16 protein-coding genes and 2 pseudogenes are annotated in these 16591 nt (G+C 72.9%); 8 read left to right on the forward strand and 10 right to left on the reverse strand.

Annotation, left to right across the window (positions count from 1 at the left end; translation table 11 throughout):
- The first annotated feature begins 30 nt into the window (after positions 1-30).
- A complete protein-coding gene (locus tag ACIO92_RS03070; protein ID WP_366445182.1) occupies positions 31-156 on the forward strand; it encodes a hypothetical protein in 126 nt (41 codons plus the stop codon).
- 231 nt (positions 157-387) lie between these two features.
- Positions 388-1018, forward strand: a pseudogene (locus ACIO92_RS03075) (IS5 family transposase); the annotation flags it as partial.
- Here ACIO92_RS03075 and ACIO92_RS03080 read toward each other — a convergent pair.
- A pseudogene (locus tag ACIO92_RS03080) lies at positions 1017-1377 on the reverse strand (hypothetical protein); the annotation flags it as partial. The pseudogenes ACIO92_RS03075 and ACIO92_RS03080 overlap by 2 nt on opposite strands.
- A gap of 64 nt (positions 1378-1441) precedes the next feature.
- Positions 1442-1885: a TIGR03618 family F420-dependent PPOX class oxidoreductase gene (locus ACIO92_RS03085; RefSeq protein ID WP_401237364.1), complete on the reverse strand. Its 444-nt coding sequence runs from the start codon at positions 1883-1885 to the stop codon at positions 1442-1444.
- 139 nt (positions 1886-2024) lie between these two features.
- On the opposite strand from ACIO92_RS03085, the gene ACIO92_RS03090 reads away from it, so the two are divergent.
- Positions 2025-2762: a MerR family transcriptional regulator gene (locus ACIO92_RS03090; protein ID WP_366442874.1), complete on the forward strand. Its 738-nt coding sequence runs from the start codon at positions 2025-2027 to the stop codon at positions 2760-2762.
- Positions 2763-2896: 134 nt separating this feature from the next.
- Here the strand turns inward: ACIO92_RS03090 and ACIO92_RS03095 are convergent, their stop codons facing one another.
- From ACIO92_RS03095 to ACIO92_RS03110, 4 genes are all read right to left on the reverse strand, one after another.
- Entirely contained in the window at positions 2897-5071 is a 2175-nt protein-coding gene (locus ACIO92_RS03095) for a 3-hydroxyacyl-CoA dehydrogenase NAD-binding domain-containing protein (RefSeq protein ID WP_366442873.1), read from the reverse strand.
- A gap of 39 nt (positions 5072-5110) precedes the next feature.
- On the reverse strand, positions 5111-6325 hold the full coding sequence (locus ACIO92_RS03100; RefSeq protein ID WP_401237368.1) for an acetyl-CoA C-acetyltransferase: 1215 nt from the start codon (positions 6323-6325) through the stop codon (positions 5111-5113).
- 116 nt (positions 6326-6441) lie between these two features.
- Positions 6442-7593 (reverse strand): acyl-CoA dehydrogenase family protein, encoded by a 1152-nt coding sequence (locus ACIO92_RS03105; protein ID WP_402281059.1) that lies wholly within the window; start codon positions 7591-7593, stop codon positions 6442-6444.
- On the reverse strand, positions 7590-8750 hold the full coding sequence (locus ACIO92_RS03110; RefSeq protein ID WP_366442870.1) for a CaiB/BaiF CoA-transferase family protein: 1161 nt from the start codon (positions 8748-8750) through the stop codon (positions 7590-7592). Before ACIO92_RS03110 ends, ACIO92_RS03105 begins: the two co-directional genes overlap by 4 nt.
- Before the next feature lie 216 nt (positions 8751-8966).
- Between ACIO92_RS03110 and ACIO92_RS03115 the strand changes: the two genes are divergently transcribed.
- Positions 8967-10172, forward strand: coding sequence for a saccharopine dehydrogenase family protein (locus ACIO92_RS03115; protein WP_402281057.1), 1206 nt, complete (start codon positions 8967-8969; stop codon positions 10170-10172).
- Between the two features lie 255 nt (positions 10173-10427).
- Here ACIO92_RS03115 and ACIO92_RS03120 read toward each other — a convergent pair whose 3' ends face one another.
- From ACIO92_RS03120 to ACIO92_RS03130, 3 genes are all read right to left on the reverse strand, one after another.
- Complete coding sequence (locus ACIO92_RS03120; protein WP_384851844.1) at positions 10428-10799, reverse strand: VOC family protein; 372 nt, start codon at positions 10797-10799, stop codon at positions 10428-10430.
- A complete protein-coding gene (mmpA, locus tag ACIO92_RS03125; RefSeq protein WP_366442868.1) occupies positions 10796-10930 on the reverse strand; it encodes a morphogenic membrane protein MmpA in 135 nt (44 codons plus the stop codon). The genes ACIO92_RS03120 and mmpA overlap by 4 nt, the downstream gene beginning before the upstream one ends.
- Before the next feature lie 66 nt (positions 10931-10996).
- Positions 10997-11692, reverse strand: coding sequence for an endonuclease V (locus tag ACIO92_RS03130; RefSeq protein ID WP_402281054.1), 696 nt, complete (start codon positions 11690-11692; stop codon positions 10997-10999).
- A gap of 94 nt (positions 11693-11786) precedes the next feature.
- On the opposite strand from ACIO92_RS03130, the gene ACIO92_RS03135 reads away from it, so the two are divergent.
- Positions 11787-12086, forward strand: coding sequence for a YciI family protein (locus ACIO92_RS03135; protein ID WP_366442866.1), 300 nt, complete (start codon positions 11787-11789; stop codon positions 12084-12086).
- A 149-nt stretch (positions 12087-12235) separates the two neighbouring features.
- Here ACIO92_RS03135 and ACIO92_RS03140 read toward each other — a convergent pair whose 3' ends face one another.
- On the reverse strand, positions 12236-13378 hold the full coding sequence (locus ACIO92_RS03140; RefSeq protein WP_401237379.1) for a WD40/YVTN/BNR-like repeat-containing protein: 1143 nt from the start codon (positions 13376-13378) through the stop codon (positions 12236-12238).
- Positions 13379-13453: 75 nt separating this feature from the next.
- Here ACIO92_RS03140 and ACIO92_RS03145 point away from each other — a divergent pair, with 75 nt between their 5' ends.
- The 3 genes from ACIO92_RS03145 to ACIO92_RS03155 all read left to right on the forward strand — a co-directional run bounded on the left by ACIO92_RS03145 (position 13454) and on the right by ACIO92_RS03155 (position 16578).
- Positions 13454-13918 carry a (4Fe-4S)-binding protein gene (locus ACIO92_RS03145; protein ID WP_366442864.1) on the forward strand — a complete coding sequence of 155 codons (465 nt, stop codon included), beginning with the start codon at positions 13454-13456 and terminating at the stop codon, positions 13916-13918.
- A 142-nt stretch (positions 13919-14060) separates the two neighbouring features.
- A complete protein-coding gene (locus ACIO92_RS03150; RefSeq protein ID WP_351780036.1) occupies positions 14061-14477 on the forward strand; it encodes an SsgA family sporulation/cell division regulator in 417 nt (138 codons plus the stop codon).
- A gap of 457 nt (positions 14478-14934) precedes the next feature.
- Positions 14935-16578, forward strand: coding sequence for an ABC-F family ATP-binding cassette domain-containing protein (locus ACIO92_RS03155; RefSeq protein WP_366442863.1), 1644 nt, complete (start codon positions 14935-14937; stop codon positions 16576-16578).
- The last annotated feature ends 13 nt before the right edge of the window (positions 16579-16591 follow it).

Consider the following 16591-nt stretch of genomic DNA (forward strand, 5'->3'; position numbering starts at 1 on the left):
CGTGAACAGGCGCTGGCCGCCCTCGGCTATGTGAGTGTCCCTGAGCGGCTGCCGCGCGGCCGGATGTACGGCCACGGCCACCCCGCCCCGGGCCCGCTGCCGCACCAGACGTACGCCGTGCTCGGCGACGGACCGCTGGACGAACTCGCTGCCTGATATCACCGGCTGGGGGCCGGAGGAGAGGGACGACGGCGTCGCCCTGACAACCCAGCTGTGCCAGCTCATGGGGTTGGTGCACGGCTGCGTTCACCCTACGGCCGGGCCTGTTTCCTCGTCCGTCGTACCCGGACGCGCTTCGACGGCCCTGACGTCCGAAGCGTGTCCATGGTTGTACGTCATCGGACTAAGACGTCGTTTCTTATGGCGTGTTCATTCGTTGATCCGTGCATGGCAGATCTGGTTGAGCGGTTGGTGCCGGACGAGTTGTGGGTGCTGTTCCGGCGGGTGGTGCCGCCGACGGTGGTGATACGTCCGCAGGGCGGTGGCCGACGTCGAGCAGGTGACCGCGAGGCTCTGGCCGCGATCACCTTCGTGGCGACCTCGGGTTGCACCTGGCGGCAGCTGCCGCCAGTGTTCGGCCCGGCCTGGTCCACGGTCTACCGGCGATTCGCCCAGTGGAGTCGGGACCGGGTCTGGGCCCGGTTCTACCGCGTGATCCTCGACGAACTCGGAGCGCGAGGTGAGCTGGACTGGTCGCGGTGCGCGATCGATTCAGTCAGTCTGCGGGCAGCAAAAAGGGGGGCCTTTGACGGGACCGAATCCGACTGACCGTGGCAAACTCGGATCGAAGATCCACCTGATCACTGACCGGAACGGACTGCCGCTGTCCCTGGGCATCTCTGGTGCGAACATGCACGACAGCCAGGGTCTGGAGCCGCTTGTCCGGGGCATCCCGCCCATCCGCTCCCGCCGCGGCCCTAGGCGCCGAAAGCCAGCGAAACTACACGGCGACAAGGGATACGGCTACGACCACCTGCGCCGGTGGCTCCACGAGCGCGGCATCCGCCACCGGATCGCCGCCTGAGCCGGTCCTGCTGCACGTCGAAGCAGACCAGCCCCATGGACTCCGCCACGTCCGCCGCATAGGCCGACGCCTCCTCAGCCATGCTGAATCGCATGACGAAGTAGATCAGCGGACCACTGGCTTCGCCGATCAACGGGCCCGGTCGACCAAGGAGAGGTGTCCTCCTCGTCCTCAGTGACGTCGCACCACCGCTCAAGCAGCGCTGCCACATACCCCGCCATGCGGTCGGACGGAGGTTCTTCCGTCTCGCTGTCGATGTAGCGGTCGCGGTCGTACAAGTCGCTGAAGACCTGGCCGGCAGTCTTGTCATCCGCCGGCCTCTCGCCTTCCCAGACAGCCAGGTCGTAGCTCATGGCCGGAGGCTCTCATACCGCTCTGACAGCCATAGGAAACGACGTCTAAGGGGTGCCCCGGCACTCAGGAGGGGACCGGGCCCCCGGGGCGGAAACGCTCGACGCCGACGATGTGCCGGACCCTGAGCGGGCGGACGATCACCGCGACGCGCTCCTCCCCCGGCATCAGCCACTCGTACCGCTCCGCGCCCAGGTACTTCCGTGTCAGGTGGTCCATCCGGGCGGCGGCCTCCTCCCCCTCGACGAACCGGGTCACCTCGCCGCTGATCTGGACCCGGTCGAGAGGGTCGGCGGTGTCCGCGTGCGAGAGGTAGACGCGCGGGTCGCGGCGGAGGTTCTCCTCCTTCACCCGGCCCACCGAGGTGTTGAACATCAGCTCGTCCTCCCCCTCCAGATCCACCCACATCGGGCTGACCTGGGGAGCACCGTCGGCGCACACCGTGCCGACGTACCAGATGAGGGGGGCTCGCAGCCGAGCACGGACAGCGTCGCCGAAGGTCGCGGTCATACCGCGAGGCTACCGCCGTACGGGCCCGCGCGACCCCGGGACATCCGGTCCGGCCTCTTCTACCGTGTTGGTGAGACAGCGATACTGTCCAAGCGAGCCCGGCCGGCGGGTCGCCTGCACGGGAAGCGGGGCACCTCGGATGGACGTCGGGACGGACCAGGAGGATGTACCGCGCCACACCGTCGACGAGCTGGCCGCGCGCGCCGGGGTCACGGTAAGGACCGTGCGGTTCTACGGCACCCGGGGGCTGCTGCCACCGCCGGTCATCGGAGCACGGCGGGTCGGGCACTACGGACCGGAGCACCTGGCCCGGCTCGCGCTCATCGAGGAGCTGCGGCGGCAGGGCATGACGCTGGCCGCGATCGAGAGGTACCTGGAGCAGCTGCCGTCCGATCTGAGCGCCCGGGACCTGGCGGTCCACCGGGCGCTCGTGGCGTCCTGGGCACCCGAGTCCGCCGAGTCCATCACCCGGCGCGAGCTGGAGCGGCGCGCCGGGCGGGCGCTGACCGAGCGGGACGTGGACCGGCTGGCCGCGATGGGGGTGCTCGACCGGACCGCGGAGACCGACACCTTCCGGCTCGACGGGGCGCTGCTGCGGCTCGGGGTGGAGCTGCTGGACGTGCCCATCGGGCACGAGACGATCCTGGCCTCCCGTACGGTCCTGCTCGCGCACGCGCGGGCCGCCGCCCAGGAGCTGGCCCGGCTCTTCCAGGACCAGGTGTGGGGTCCGTACCGGGAGAGCGGCACGGACCCGGACCACCTGACCGCGATGAAGTCGCTCTCCGCGCACATGCAGCCGATGGTGATCCAGGCCCTCGTGACGGCCTTCCAGCGCTCGCTGAGCGAGGAGCTGAGGACGGCGTTCAGGAGCCCCTGAGACCAGGAGCTGAGGCCGGGAGCTGAGGCCGGGAGCTGAGGCCGGGAGCTGAGGCCGGGAGCCGCTGAGGGCACGGGGGCCGACATCGCTCCCCGGCCCGGCCCCGGCCCGGCCCGCCCCGGCCCCGGCCCCGGTCAGGCGTCCCTGAAGACCTCGCCGCGCTCGGCCTTCTCCACCAGGAGGGCGGGCGGGGCGAACCGCTCGCCGTACGTCTCCGCCAGCTCGCGTGCGCGGGCGACGAAGCCCGCCGCCCCGCCCTCGTACCCGTTGACGTACTGGAGCACCCCACCGGTCCACGCCGGGAAGCCGATGCCCATGATGGAACCGATGTTGGCGTCGGCGACCGAGGTGAGGACGCCCTCCTCCAGGAGCCGGACGGTGTCCAGGGCCTCGGCGAACAGCATCCGCTCCTGCATGTCGCGGAACGGGATCGTGTACCCCGGCCGGGTGAAGTGCTCGCGCAGACCCGGCCAGAGCCTCCCGCGCGCGCCGTCCTCGCCGTACTCGTAGAACCCGCCGCCGCCACTGCGCCCGGGGCGGCCGAACTCGTCGACCATCCGGTCGATGACGGCCTCGCCGGGGTGGGTGACCCAGGTGCCGCCCTCCTCCTCGATCGCGCGCCTGGTCTCGTTGCGGATCTTGCGGGGCAGGGTGAGGGTCAGCTCGTCCATCAGGGAGAGGACCTTCGCCGGGTATCCGGCCTGGGCCGCCGCCTGCTCGACCGAGGCGGGCTCGATGCCCTCGCCGACCATGGCCACGCCCTCGTTGATGAAGTGGCCGATGACCCGGGAGGTGAAGAAGCCGCGCGAGTCGTTGACGACGATCGGGGTCTTGTTGATCTGCCGGACCAGGTCGAAGGCGCGGGCCAGTGCCTCGTCGCCGGTCTCCCCGCCCCTGATGATCTCGACGAGCGGCATCTTGTCGACGGGCGAGAAGAAGTGCAGTCCGATGAAGTCGGCCCGGCGCTCCACGCCCTCGGCGAGGACCGAGATCGGCAGGGTCGAGGTGTTGGAGCAGAGCAGAGCGCCGGGCGCGACGACGTCCTGGATCTCCTGGAAGACCTTGTGCTTGAGGGCGGTGTCCTCGAAGACCGCCTCGATGACGGCGTCGCAGCCCGCGAGGTCGGCCGCCTCCGCCGTCGGGGTGATCCGGGCGAGGAGGGCGTCGGCCTTCTCCCGGGTGGTGCGCCCCCGGACGACGGCCTTGGCGCAGAGCTTCTCCGAGTAGCCCTTGCCCTTGGCGGCGGACTCGGCGGAGACGTCCTTGAGGACGACCTCGATGCCCGCGCGGGCGCAGGAGTACGCGATGCCCGCGCCCATCATGCCCGCGCCGAGGACGGCGACCCTGCGGACCGGGCGGCGCTCGACGCCCTTCGGGCGGCTGGCGCCGGAGTTCACGGCCTGGAGGTCGAAGAAGAACGCCTGGATCATGTTCTTCGCGGTCCGGCCGGTGACCAGCTCGGTGAAGTAGCGGCTCTCGATCGTGCTCGCGGTCTCGAAGTCGACCTGGGAGCCCTCGACGGCGGCGGCCATAATGGCGCGCGGCGCCGGGTAGGGCGCCCCGTTCAGCTGCTTGCGCAGGTTCGCCGGGAAGGCCGGGAGGTTGGCGGCGAACTTCGGGTGCGAGGGGGTGCCGCCGGGGATGCGGTGGCCGGGGAGGTCCCAGGGCTGGTGGGACTCGGGGTGCTCGTCGATGAAGGCGATGGCCTTGGCCATCATCTCCTCGGGGGTGGCGGCGGTCTCGTCGACGAGGCCGTTGTCGAGGGCGCGCCCCGGGGGGTACTGGGTGCCCTGGAGCAGCACCTTGAGGAGGGCGTCGGTGATGCCCATGAGGCGTACGGTGCGGGTGACGCCGCCACCGCCGGGCAGGAGACCGAGGGTGACCTCGGGCAGGCCGATCTTGGAGCCGGGCGCTTCGAGGGCGATCCGGTGGTGGGAGGCGAGGGCGATCTCGTAGCCGCCGCCGAGTGCGGCGCCGTTGATCGCGGCGACGACCGGTTTGCCGAGGGTCTCGATGCGGCGCAGCGCGTTCTTCATGGCCAGGGCGCCCTCGAAGATGTCGCGGGCGTGCTCGGGGCCCGCCTGGACCATGTCCTTGAGGTCGCCGCCCGCGAAGAAGGTCTTCTTGGCTGAGGTGTAGATGATGCCCCGGATGGAGTCCTTCTCGGCCTCGACGCGGTCGGCGGTCGCGGTGATCGAGGCGCGGAAGGCCCGGTTCATGGTGTTGGCGGACTGGTTCGGGTCGTCGAGGACGAGGGTGACGATCCCGGTCTCGTCCTGCTCCCAGCGGATGGTGGTGCTCTCGCTCATGGCTGTCGATTCTCCGTTGGTGGGGTGCGGACGGGACGGTCAGACGCGCTCGACGACGGTGGCGATGCCCATGCCGCCGCCGACGCAGAGGGTGGCCAGGCCGTAGCGCTTGTCCTGTCGCTCCAGTTCGTCGACGAGGGTGCCGAGGATCATCGCGCCGGTGGCGCCGAGCGGGTGGCCGAGGGCGATGGCGCCGCCGTTGACGTTGATCCGGTCCAGGCCGATGCCCATGTCCTTGGCGAAGCGGAGGACGACGGCGGCGAAGGCCTCGTTGATCTCGATCAGGTCGATGTCGTCGATGGTGAGGCCGGCCTTGGCGAGGGCCTTGCGGGTGGCCGGGGCGGGGCCGGTGAGCATGATGGTCGGCTCGGAGCCGGAGACCGCGGCGGAGACGATCCGGGCGCGCGGGGTGAGGCCGCCCCGCTCGCCCGCCTCCCGGGAGCCGATGGCGACGAGGGAGGCGCCGTCGACGATGCCGGAGGAGTTCCCGGCGTGGTGGACGTGGTCGATGGCCTCGATCCAGTGGTACTTCTGCAGCGCGACGGCGTCGAAGCCGCCGAGGTCGCCGATGTCGGCGAAGGAGGGCTTGAGCCGGGCCAGGGAGTCGGCGGTGGTGCCGGGGCGGGCGTGCTCGTCGTGGTCGAGGACGACGAGTCCGGCGCGGTCGACGACGGGGACGACGGAGCGGGCGAAGCGGCCGTCCTTCCAGGCGGCGGCGGCGCGCTCCTGGGAGAGGGCCGCGTACTCGTCGACGTCGCGGCGGGTGAAGCCCTCGATGGTGGCGATGAGGTCGGCGCCGATGCCCTGGGGGACGAAGCCGGTCTCCAGGCTGGTCATCGGGTCGGCGAACCAGGCGCCGCCGTCGGAGGCCATCGGCACCCGGGACATGGACTCGACGCCACCGGCGAGGACGAGGTCCTCCCAGCCGGAGCGGATCTTCATGGCGGCCATGTTGACGGCTTCGAGGCCGGAGGCGCAGAAGCGGTTCTCCTGGACGCCCGCGACGGTGTCGGGAAGACCTGCGGCGATGGCGGCGATCCGGGCGATGTCGGAGCCCTGGTCGCCGACGGGGCTGACGACCCCGAGGACGATGTCGTCGATCGAGGCCGGGTCGAGGCCGGGGTTGCGGGTCTGGATCTCCCGGAGGAGACCGACGACCAGGTCGATGGGCTTGGTGCCGTGCAGGGAGCCGCTGGCCTTGCCGCGTCCGCGCGGGGTGCGGATCGCGTCGTAGACGTACGCTTCGGTGCTCACGGAAAGCCTTTCACGATGAGGGTGGGTGCGTCAGGGGGGCGGAGGCCGGCCGAGGGGGAACGGGGAGGCCGGCCGGAGGGGAACGGTGGAGTCCGCCGGGGAGGGAACGGCGGAGGTCAGCCGAGGAGGGAACGGCCGATGATCTCCTTCATGATCTCCGTGGTGCCCCCGTAGATGGTCTGGATGCGGCCGTCGGTGTAGGCGCGGGCGACCGGGAATTCGCTCATGTAGCCGTATCCGCCGTGCAGTTGCAGGCAGCGGTCGGCGACCCGCTTCTGGAGTTCGGTCGCCCACCACTTGGCCATGGAGGCGTGGACGGCGTCGAGTCCGGCGCCGTCCGGGTCGGCGTGCTCCTCGATGCAGCGGTCGATGAAGGTGCGGGTGACGGCGCACTCGGTGGCCATCTCGGCGATCTCGAAGCGGATGTGCTGGAGCCGGGAGAGGGGACGCCCGAAGGCCTCGCGCTCCTTGACGTAGGTGGTGGTGATCTCCAGGAGGTGTTCGGCGGCGGCGATGCCCGCGACGGCGATGGCCATCCGTTCCTGGGCGAGGTTGGTCATCAGGTGGACGAAGGCGCCGTTGAGCTCGCCGAGCAGGTTCTCCTTGGGGACGCGGACGTCCTCGAAGAAGAGTTCGGCGGTGTCCTGGGACTTCTGGCCGATCTTGTCGAGGTTCCGGCCGCGTTCGAAGCCCTCGGCGCCGCGCTCGACGACGAGGAGGGAGAGCCCGTGCGCGCCGCCCTCCGGGGTGGTGCGGGCGACGACGATCACCAGGTCGGCGAGGATGCCGTTGGAGATGAAGGTCTTGGAGCCGTTGAGGAGCCAGTGGTCGCCGTGGTCCTCGGCGGTGGTGCGGATGCCCTGGAGGTCCGATCCGGCGCCGGGTTCCGTCATGGCTATGGCGGTGACGGTCTCGCTGGAGCAGAAGCCGGGGAGCCAGCGGCGCTTCTGCTCCTCGGTGCCGAGCGAGGTCAGATAGGGGCCGATGATGTCGTTGTGCAGGCCGATGGCGAGGCCGGGGGTGCCTGCCCGGGTGAACTCCTCGGCGAGGACGGCGGCGTAGCGGAAGTCGGGGTTGCCGCCGCCCCCGTACTCCTCGTCGACGGCGGTGCCGAGGAGGCCCTGGCGTCCGGCGGCGAGCCAGACCTCGCGGGAGACGATGCCGTCCTTCTCCCACTGCTCGTAGTGGGGCAGCACCTCCTTGCGCAGGAAGGTGCGGACGACTTCGCGGTAGGCCTCGTGGTCCTCGGTGTAGAGCTGGCGCTTCATGCTTCGGACTCCTGGGTGCGGTTCGGGCGGGCGAGGGCGGGCACGGCCCAGTCGCGGGCGACCTCGGCGGTGTCGGCGCCGGGCAGGGCGGGGCCGGTGCGGAGGGTGCCGGGGGTGACGGAGAAGCGGGGGGCGGGCGCGGGTTGGGGAATGCCGTCGCGTTCGGTGAAGGTGCCCCGGGCGGCGAGGTGCGGGTGGGCGGGGGCCTCGCGCAGGGAGAGGACGGGGGCGACACAGGCGTCGCCGCCGTCGAAGACGGCGGTCCACTCCTCCCGGGTACGGCTCCGGAAGCGCGCGGCGACGGCTTCGCGGAGTTCGGGCCAGCGGGCCGGATCGCGGCGGGCGTCGGCGCTCTTCCCGTCGAGGCCGAGGAGCCGGGTGAACTCCTGGTAGAACCGCTCCTCCAGGGCTCCGACCGCCATGTGGCCGCCGTCGGAGGTCGCGTAGACGCCGTAGAAGGGGCAGCCGCCGTCGAGGAGGTTGACGCCCCTCCGGTCCTGCCAGCCGCCCGCGGCGAGCATCCCGTGGATCATGGTGGTGAGGTGGGCGGTGCCGTCCACGATGGCCGCGTCCACGACCTGGCCCGCGCCGTGCTCCCGGGCGTGCCGGAGGGCCGCGAGGATGCCGATGACCAGGTAGAGGGAGCCGCCCGCGTAGTCGCCGACGAGGTTGGCGGGCACGGTGGGCGGCCCTTCGGGGTCGGGGCCGATCATGCCGAGGGCGCCGGTGACCGCGATGTAGCCGATGTCATGGCCCGCGGTGGTGGCGAGCGGACCGTCCTGGCCCCAGCCGGTCATGCGCCCGTAGACCAGGCGCGGATTGCGGGCGAGGCAGGCGTCGGGGCCGACGCCGAGGCGCTCGGCGACGCCGGGCCGGTAGCCCTCCACGAGGACGTCGGCGCGGGCGACGAGGTCGAGGACGGTGGCGGGACCGCCGTCGTCCTTGAGGTCGACGAGGACGGAGCGCTTGTTGCGGTTGGTGAGGTCACGGGCGGGGTCGATGCCGAGACCGGGGCCGCCGGGACGGTCCACCCGTACGACGTCGGCGCCGAGGTCGGCCAGGAGCATCGCGGCGAAGGGGCCGGGGCCGATGCCCGCGAGTTCGACCACGCGGACCCCGGTGAGCGGGCCGTTCCCGGCGGTGTGCGTCGTGCTCATCGAGCCCCCAGGCGTGTGTGACACCAATGATGTAACACCGGAGATGCTAGGAACGTGTTCCATTCGGCACAAGCCCCCCGGCCGAGCGAGCGCTTGGAAATTCCCGGTGGGCGGAAAGGGGACGGGGCACGGTGGGGCGCGGCCCGGGGTCCGCTATCCTCCGCCGACGACCATCGCGCCGGGGGGCGGCGCGGGGCGCACGGGACGAGGTACTCGATGGACACAGCGGCGGACATGGCGGGCGGGGCCGGAACGAGGCCGTACGACGTGGTCCTCTTCGGTGCGACCGGCTTCGTGGGCGAACTCACCGCGGAGTACCTGGCCGACCACGCCCCGGCCTGGTGCCGCTGGGCACTCGCCGGGCGCGCCCCCGACCGGCTGAAGGCGCTGCGGGACCGGCTCGCCGTCGGCCGGCCGCACCTCGCGGAGCTGCCGCTGCTCGTCGCGGACTGCGCCGACCCGGACTCGCTGCGCGAACTCGCCGGTTCCACCCGGGTGGTGGCCACCACGGTCGGCCCCTACGTGCGGTACGGCGACGGGCTCGTGGCCGCCTGCGCGGAGGCGGGCACGGACTGTGTGGACCTCACCGGCGAGGCCGAGTTCGTCGACCTGACGTACGTGCGGCACGACGCGCGCGCCCGGGAGACCGGCGCCCGTCTCGTGCACGCCTGCGGTTTCGACTCCGTCCCGCACGACCTCGGGGTCCTCTTCACCGTCCAGCAGCTCCCGGAGGGCGTGCCGCTGCGCGTGGACGGCTTCGTCCGCGCCGGGGCCGCCTTCTCCGGCGGCACCTTCGCCTCCGCCCTCACCGCCTTCGGCCGGGGCCGGGAGATCCTGCGGGCCGCGCGGGAACGGCGTCTGTACGAGCCCCGGCTGGTCGGGCGGCGGGCGCGGGCGCCGCTGGGCGGCCCCCGATTCAGCCCGGAGACCGGCACCTGGGCGCTGCCGCTGCCGACGCTCGATCCGCAGGTCGTGGCCCGCTCGGCCCGCGCGCTCGACCGGTACGGGCCGGACTTCCGCTACCGGCACTACGCCTCCGTGAAGACCCTCCCGATGGCCCTCGGGGGTGCCGCGTTCGTCGGTACGGGTGTGGCGGCGGCCCAACTCCCGCTCGTACGGAACTGGCTGATGGATCGTTACCCGGGCGGCAAGGGCCCCTCGGCCGAGCGGCGGGCGCGCAGCTGGTTCTCGGTGCGCTTCGTCGGCGAGGGCGGCGGGCGGCGCGTCCTCACCGAGGTGTCGGGCGGCGACCCGGGCTATGACGAGACGGCCAAGATGCTGGCCGAGTCGGCCCTCTGCCTGGCCTTCGACCCGCTGCCGAGGACGGCGGGCCAGGTGACCACGGCGACGGCGATGGGCGACGCCCTCATCACCCGGCTGCGCGCCACGGGCATCCGCTTCCGGGTGGCGCACCGGGGCTGAGGGGACGGGGCTCGCCTCTTCCGCGGGCCGAGCTCGTCAACGGGCTTTCTCCGATGGGCCGTTCGGCGACAGGATTCCGCCGAAGGCGGTTCCACGGCGGATCCTTCTCCGGCGGGCGTCCGCCGGAAGACCCGGCCGCCGTCAGGCCGCCCGTCGGCGTCACCGGTCCGGTCCGGGCTCGTGCGGCGGCGCGGTCGCGGCGGAGCGGGCCGGTGGCCGCGCGGGACGAGGCCCCGCCCCGGGCGGGACGCCCGCTCAGGGACGTACGAGCCGGAAGGGGTGTCCCGCCGGGTCGGCGTAGACACGGCGGGCCGGGTCGCCGCCCCCACCGTCGAGGGGTACGGCTCCGAGCGCGAGGACCGCCTCATGGGCGGCGGACAGGTCGTCCACCAGCACGTCGAGCAGGAACTGCTGCTCGGGCGCGCCCCAGACGGGCGGCCGGTGGTCGGCCACGCTCTGGAAGGCGAGCACCGGCCCGGCCTCGCCCCGCAGGACGACGGAACCGTCTCCGACGGCCCACCGGGGATCGGGACCCTCCACCTCACCTCCGACCAACTGCCGGTAGAAATCGGCGAGTTCATGGGCATCGGGACAGTCGAGCACAAGACAGCGGAAGCGCCCGATCACGCGACGGCCCAGCCGAGGAGCACGTACACGATGGCGCAGAGCCAGCCGAGGGCGAGCAGTACGGCGCCCGCGAGGACCAGGTTCAGGCCGCGTCCCGTGGTGCGCGGCGGGGCGGAGAGGGAAGTCGTCATGGCCCTCACTCTGCCGCCGCCGGGTCACGGAGCGGTATCCGTACGGGTACTCAGTCGTACCAGCGCTCACCTCTCCCCGAGCGCGTCCTTCAGGGCCCGGCGGCAGAGCGCGTCGGCGTGACGGGTGGTCTCGGGGAGGCGGTAGCGCGGGGTGAGGTGGAGGGTCTGGGCGCAGGCGTTCGTGAGGGAGATCCGGTGGCCCTCGGAGACGAACACGGGCTTCACCCCCGCCCGGGTGCGCAGGGCCCGGCCGACCTCCTCACCGTCGGCCAGGAGGGGGGCGGACTCGCCGCGCGCGGGCCCCGGCTGCTCGTAGGTGAAGGTGAAGGGGTTCTTGGCGACGCCGAGGGAGGGGCGGCCGGTGAGCACGCCCAGGTGGCTGGCGAGGCCGAAGCGGCGGGGGTGGGCGATGCCGTATCCGTCGCAGACGAGCAGTCCCGGGTCGGCGGTGAGCCGGTCCAGGGCGGCGAGCACGGTGGGGATCTCCCGGAAGGCGAGCAGTCCGGGGACGTACGGGAAGGAGACCCGGCCGACGGCGGTGGCCTCCTCGACCACCTCAAGGGTCCGCGCGTCCAGCACGACGGCGGCGGCGGCCACGAGGTCACGCCCGTCGTCGTAGGCCACGTCGAGACCGGTGACGTGGCCCGTACCGGCCGCCGGGCCGTCCTCCGTGCGGACGAGACGGGTGCGCAGCCCTTCCTGGACGGCTCGGGCGGAGGTCTCGTCGGCGGGCCAGCCCACCGGAATCTCGATGATCGTCATGATGCGGGCCACCCTATGCCGGGGCGTTCCGGCGGGTCGGTCCGCGTGCCGGAAAGCGCCCGCCGCCCGGTGGGCGGCGGGTAGCCTGGCGATCATGTTCGTACTGGAATTGACCTATACAGCGCCCGTCGAGCGGGTCGACGTCTTCCTCGACGCGCACGTCGCCTGGCTCGACGAGCAGTACGCCGCAGGCGTGTTCGTCGCTTCGGGGCGGAAGAACCCGCGCGACGGCGGCATCATCCTGGCCGCCGGGGTCGACCGCGCGCGGATCGAGGAGATCGCGGCGGGCGACCCGTTCAGCGTCGGGGGCGTCTGCGCCTACCGGATAACGGAGTTCCACGCGACGAAGACGGCCGCCGAACTGGCCTCCTACCGCGAGGAGTTGCCCTCGTAGTCACGGCGTTGTCCCGGCGTCGCCCGCCGGGAGCGCCCGCCGGAGCGAACCGCCGGGGCGACGGTCCGGTCAGGCGGTCCGGTCCGGTCCGGCGGTCCTCCGTCCGCCCCGGCCCTCCGCCCCGGCCTCCGTCGCCTCCGTCGCCTCCGTCAGTGGTGTCCGCCGTGCGTCGGCCAGGCGGCGCGGCCCGCCACGGCGATCCGGCCCTGTTCGCCGGAGGCCCAGCAGGTCCCGTCGCGGGTGCAGTCGACCGTGTCGTACGAGCCGGTGTCGACGGTCCGCCAGGTCCGGCCGCCGTCGGTGGTCAGGTCCGTGCCGGTCGGTCCGACGGCGAGGGCCGCGGCCTTCCCGTACGGGAGCCAGGCGACGCCGGAGCGGTAGGCGGGCGGGGGCGTGGCGGAGGGGCGCCAGTTCCGGCCGCCGTCACCGGTGACGGCGGCGGCCCTCGGGGACGGCTGGTCCTTGCGGTAGTCGCCGCCGACGGCGAGGCCGTGCGCCCGGTCGCGGAAGGCGAGCCCGAAGACCCCTCGGGCCGGGTCCCCCGCGGGGATCGGCGAGACGGTGGCCTTCCAGGTCAGCCCGCGGTCGGCGGAGTGCAGGACACGGGCGGTGGCCGCGCCGCCGGTGGCGAGCCACACGTCCCGGGAGCCAGCCGATACCAGGCACTGGCCGCCGGCCGCGAACCCCGCCTCCCCGGGCAGGGCGTCCGGCATTCCCGTACTGGGCAGGACGCGCCAGGAACGGCCGCCGTCACGGGTGGAGAGGATGCGGTACCTGCCGTCGACCGGGTCGCTCATGGCGAGACCGTGCCGGGGGTCGAAGAAGGTCATGCAGTCGTAGAAGGCGCGCGGATCGGTGTTCCGGAAGGACTCGGTCCAGGTGGCGCCGCCGTCCTCGGTGCGCAGGACGCGGGAGGCCTCGCCCTCCCCGATGGCGAGGACGACGGCCCGGCGGGCGTCGAAGGCCTCCACGTCGCGGAACTCCAGCCCCTCCGCGCCCGGCGGTGAGACGTTCCGCCAGCTGCGGCCGCCGTCGGTGGTCCGCAGGACCGTGCCCCTGGACCCGGCGGCCCAGGCGGTCGAGCGGTCGACCGCGGCGAGGCCCCGGAAGCGGGCGTCGGTCCCGGTCGGTGTCAGGCGCCAGCCGGTCGGCGCGCCGGTCGCGGCGGTGTCGGCGCCGGTCGTGGCCGCGGGGGTCGCCCCGGCCCGCGCCGGGACCGCCAGGGTCAGCGCGAGCGCCGCCCCGGTCAGCCCCACCGACATCGTTCGTCTCGTCTTTCCCATGGACGTCATGGCGCCGGAAGCTAGTGCCCCGGGCGGCCCGCCGTCCAGGGTGCGTGCCCCGCCGGGCGTTCCTAGGCTGGTGGCATGACCGATCGCACGGGCGGGCCCGCGCCCGCCGAGAAGCCGAAGATCAAGGAGTACGAGGGCGAGGGCGTCACCGTCACCTTCGAGCCCCGCCGCTGTCTGCACGCGGCCGAGTGCGTCCACGGGCTGCCCGAGGTCTTCGACCTCTCCCGGCGCCCGTGGGTACTGCCGGACGCCGCCGATCCCGGGCGCGTGGCCGAGGTGATCCGCCGCTGTCCCTCGGGGGCGCTCCAGTACCGCCCGGCGGACGGCTCCGTCGAGCCGCCGGACTCCCCCACCACCGTGCGCCGGACGAATTCCGGCCAGGTCGTGCTGCGCGGGGACCTGGTCGTGGACGGGCCGTCCGGCGGGCGTCATGAGACGCGGGTGATGCTGTGCGGCTGCGGAACCTCCGGAAACCAGCCGTACTGCGACCACTCGGGGCCCTGCGCGGAGCGCGGCGACGGGGAGCCCGGACAAGGCTGACACACGCCACCGCGCCCCCGGTGACGCAGCTCACGTGGGTCCGCAGTGCACGTTCCGGCCATGCCGCTCGTCCTTCCAGGTGTCAGGTGGCCTGGTGTCGGGGAGACGCACAGGATCCGCAGCCGTGTGAGAGGAGCCGGTCTTGTCCGCCGTCATCGAGCAGGCCGTCCAGGCCCGGCTGGTCGCGTCCGCCCCTCGCATGGAGACCGTTCCCGCCACTCTGCGGTACGACCGCGAGGACCCGTACGCCGTGAGCATGGCCTTTCCGCCCCCGGCGACCCTGGAGGGCGTCGAGGTCTCCTGGGCCTTCGCCCGGGAGCTTCTCGTCCAGGGGGTGGAGCGCCCGGCCGGCGTCGGGGACGTACGGCTGCGTCCGTACGGCTACGACCGCACGGTGGTCGAGTTCCACGCCCCCGAGGGGGTCGCCATGGTCCATGTGCGGACCTCCGAGCTGCGGCTCTTCCTGGAGCGCTCGGAGCACCTGGTGCCTCCGGGCCGTGAGCACCAGTACCTCGACTGGGACCAGGACCTGGCGGAGCTGCTCCGCGACCGGCCGTGACGCCGGGTCCCCGGCCGGGCTCCCGCCCCTGACGGGAGGGATCTCCGGCCCCTGTTTCCGTTCGGTACCCGGCGGGAGGCCGTCCGGGCCCCGCCGCCCGCACCCGGCGGGAGGCCCGTCCGGGCCCGCCGCCCGTACCCGGCCCTGCCCGGCCCCGTGTACGCGTACCCCGGTGAGGGGTACCTCCGGCACCCGCTCCCCCATCGGGCTCCTCCCCGTCCGGTAATTCGGTTGCCCCTCCCGGACGGCGGTCCTACGGTCGTGACCGAACCAGTCGTCGTCCGATCGGAGAAGGACGTTGCTCGTCTGAGGTTGCGGGACACCGTGCCGCGCGTGCCCCTGTGCCGTGCGTGCCGTGCCCGCCCTCGGCGTACGAGCCGTTCCTGACGACTGCCCGCGCCCCGGTGTCTCCACGCGTCGCCCCCGCACGCCCGTGCTCACGCATCCGGAGACCCCTTTGTCACATCACCCCACCTTCATCAGCTGCCGCTCCCTCTCCTTCTCCTGGCCGGACGGCACCGAGGTCTTCGACGACCTCCACCTCTCGGTCGGCCCCGGCCGCACCGGGCTCGTCGGGCTCAACGGCTGCGGCAAGTCCACGCTCCTCGGACTGCTCGCGGGCGAGCTGAGCCCCGTGTCCGGCACGGTCCGGATCACCGGGGAGCTGGGACACCTCCCGCAGAACCTGGTGCTCGACACCTCCCGCCGGGTGGACGAGATCCTCGGCATCGACGCCAGACGGGCCGCGCTGCACGCCATCGAGTCGGGCGACCCGGCGGAGGAGCACTTCACCGTGCTCGCCGACGACTGGGACGTGGAGGAACGCGCCCGCGCCACCCTCGACCAGCTCGGCCTCGGCTCCGTGGGTCTCGACCGGACGGTGGGCGAGGTCTCCGGCGGCGAATCCGTCCTCCTGCGCCTGGCCGCGCTGCTGCTCGCCCGGCCCGACGTCCTGCTGCTCGACGAGCCGACGAACAACCTGGACCGGCACGCCCGCGCCCGGCTGTACGAGGCCGTGGAGAACTGGTCCGGGGTCCTGGTCGTGGTCAGCCACGACCGTGAACTCCTGGAGCGCGTCGACCAGATCGCCGACCTCCGCGACGGTTCCGTCACCTGGTACGGCGGCGCCTGGTCCGACTACGAGACCGCGCTCGCCGCCGAACAGGAGGCGGCGGAGCGGATGGTGCGGGTCGCCGAGGCCGACGTACAGCGTCAGAAGCGCGAACTCGGGGACGCCCAGGTGAAGCTGGCGCGCCGCAGGCGGTACGCGCAGAAGAGCTTCGAGAACAAGGTCGTCCCGAAGGTCCTGGCGAACAGCCTGAAGAGCGAGGCGCAGGTTTCGGCGGGCAAGCACCGCGCGCTGCACGCCGAGCGGCTCTCCGAGGCACGGGAACGGCTCGGCGCCGCCGTGGAGGCGGTGCGGGACGACGACGAGATCCGCGTCGAGCTGCCCCGTACCTCGGTGCCGCCTGGCCGGGAGGTGCTGTACCTGCGGGACCTCCAACTGATGTACGGGGCGAGGGTGGCGGGCTCGTTCGAGCTGCGCGGCCCTGAGCGGATCGCCCTGGTCGGCCGGAACGGCGCCGGGAAGACGACGCTGCTGCGGACGATCGCCGGGGAGCTGGAGCCGCTGTCCGGCGAGCGGGAGGCGCGGGTGCCGCTGCGCTTCCTGCCGCAGCGGCTCGACCTCCTCGACGACGGTCTGAGCATCGTGGAGAACGTGGCCCGGTTCGCTCCCGGGGCCACCGGGAACACGATCCGGGCGCGGCTCGCCCGTTTCCTGTTCCGGGGCTCCCGCGCCGATCAGCCGGCGGGCACGCTCTCGGGCGGTGAGCGGTTCCGGGCGACGCTGGCGGCGCTGCTGCTCGCGGAACCCGCTCCGCAGCTGCTGATGCTGGACGAGCCGACGAACAACCTGGACATGGCGTCGGTACGGAAGCTGACGGCGGCGCTCGACGCCTACGAGGGGGCGCTGGTCGTGGCGAGCCACGACGTGACGTTCCTGGAGTCGCTGGGCATCACGCGCTGGCTGCTGCTCGACGGGGAACTGCGCCCGACGACGGCGGAGGAGGTCAGGGGGACGGCGGGGCGCCCGGCCTGACCCACGGACCGCC

The organism is Streptomyces sp. NPDC087215 (assembly GCF_044744885.1).
Taxonomy (GTDB): Bacteria; Actinomycetota; Actinomycetes; order Streptomycetales; family Streptomycetaceae; genus Streptomyces.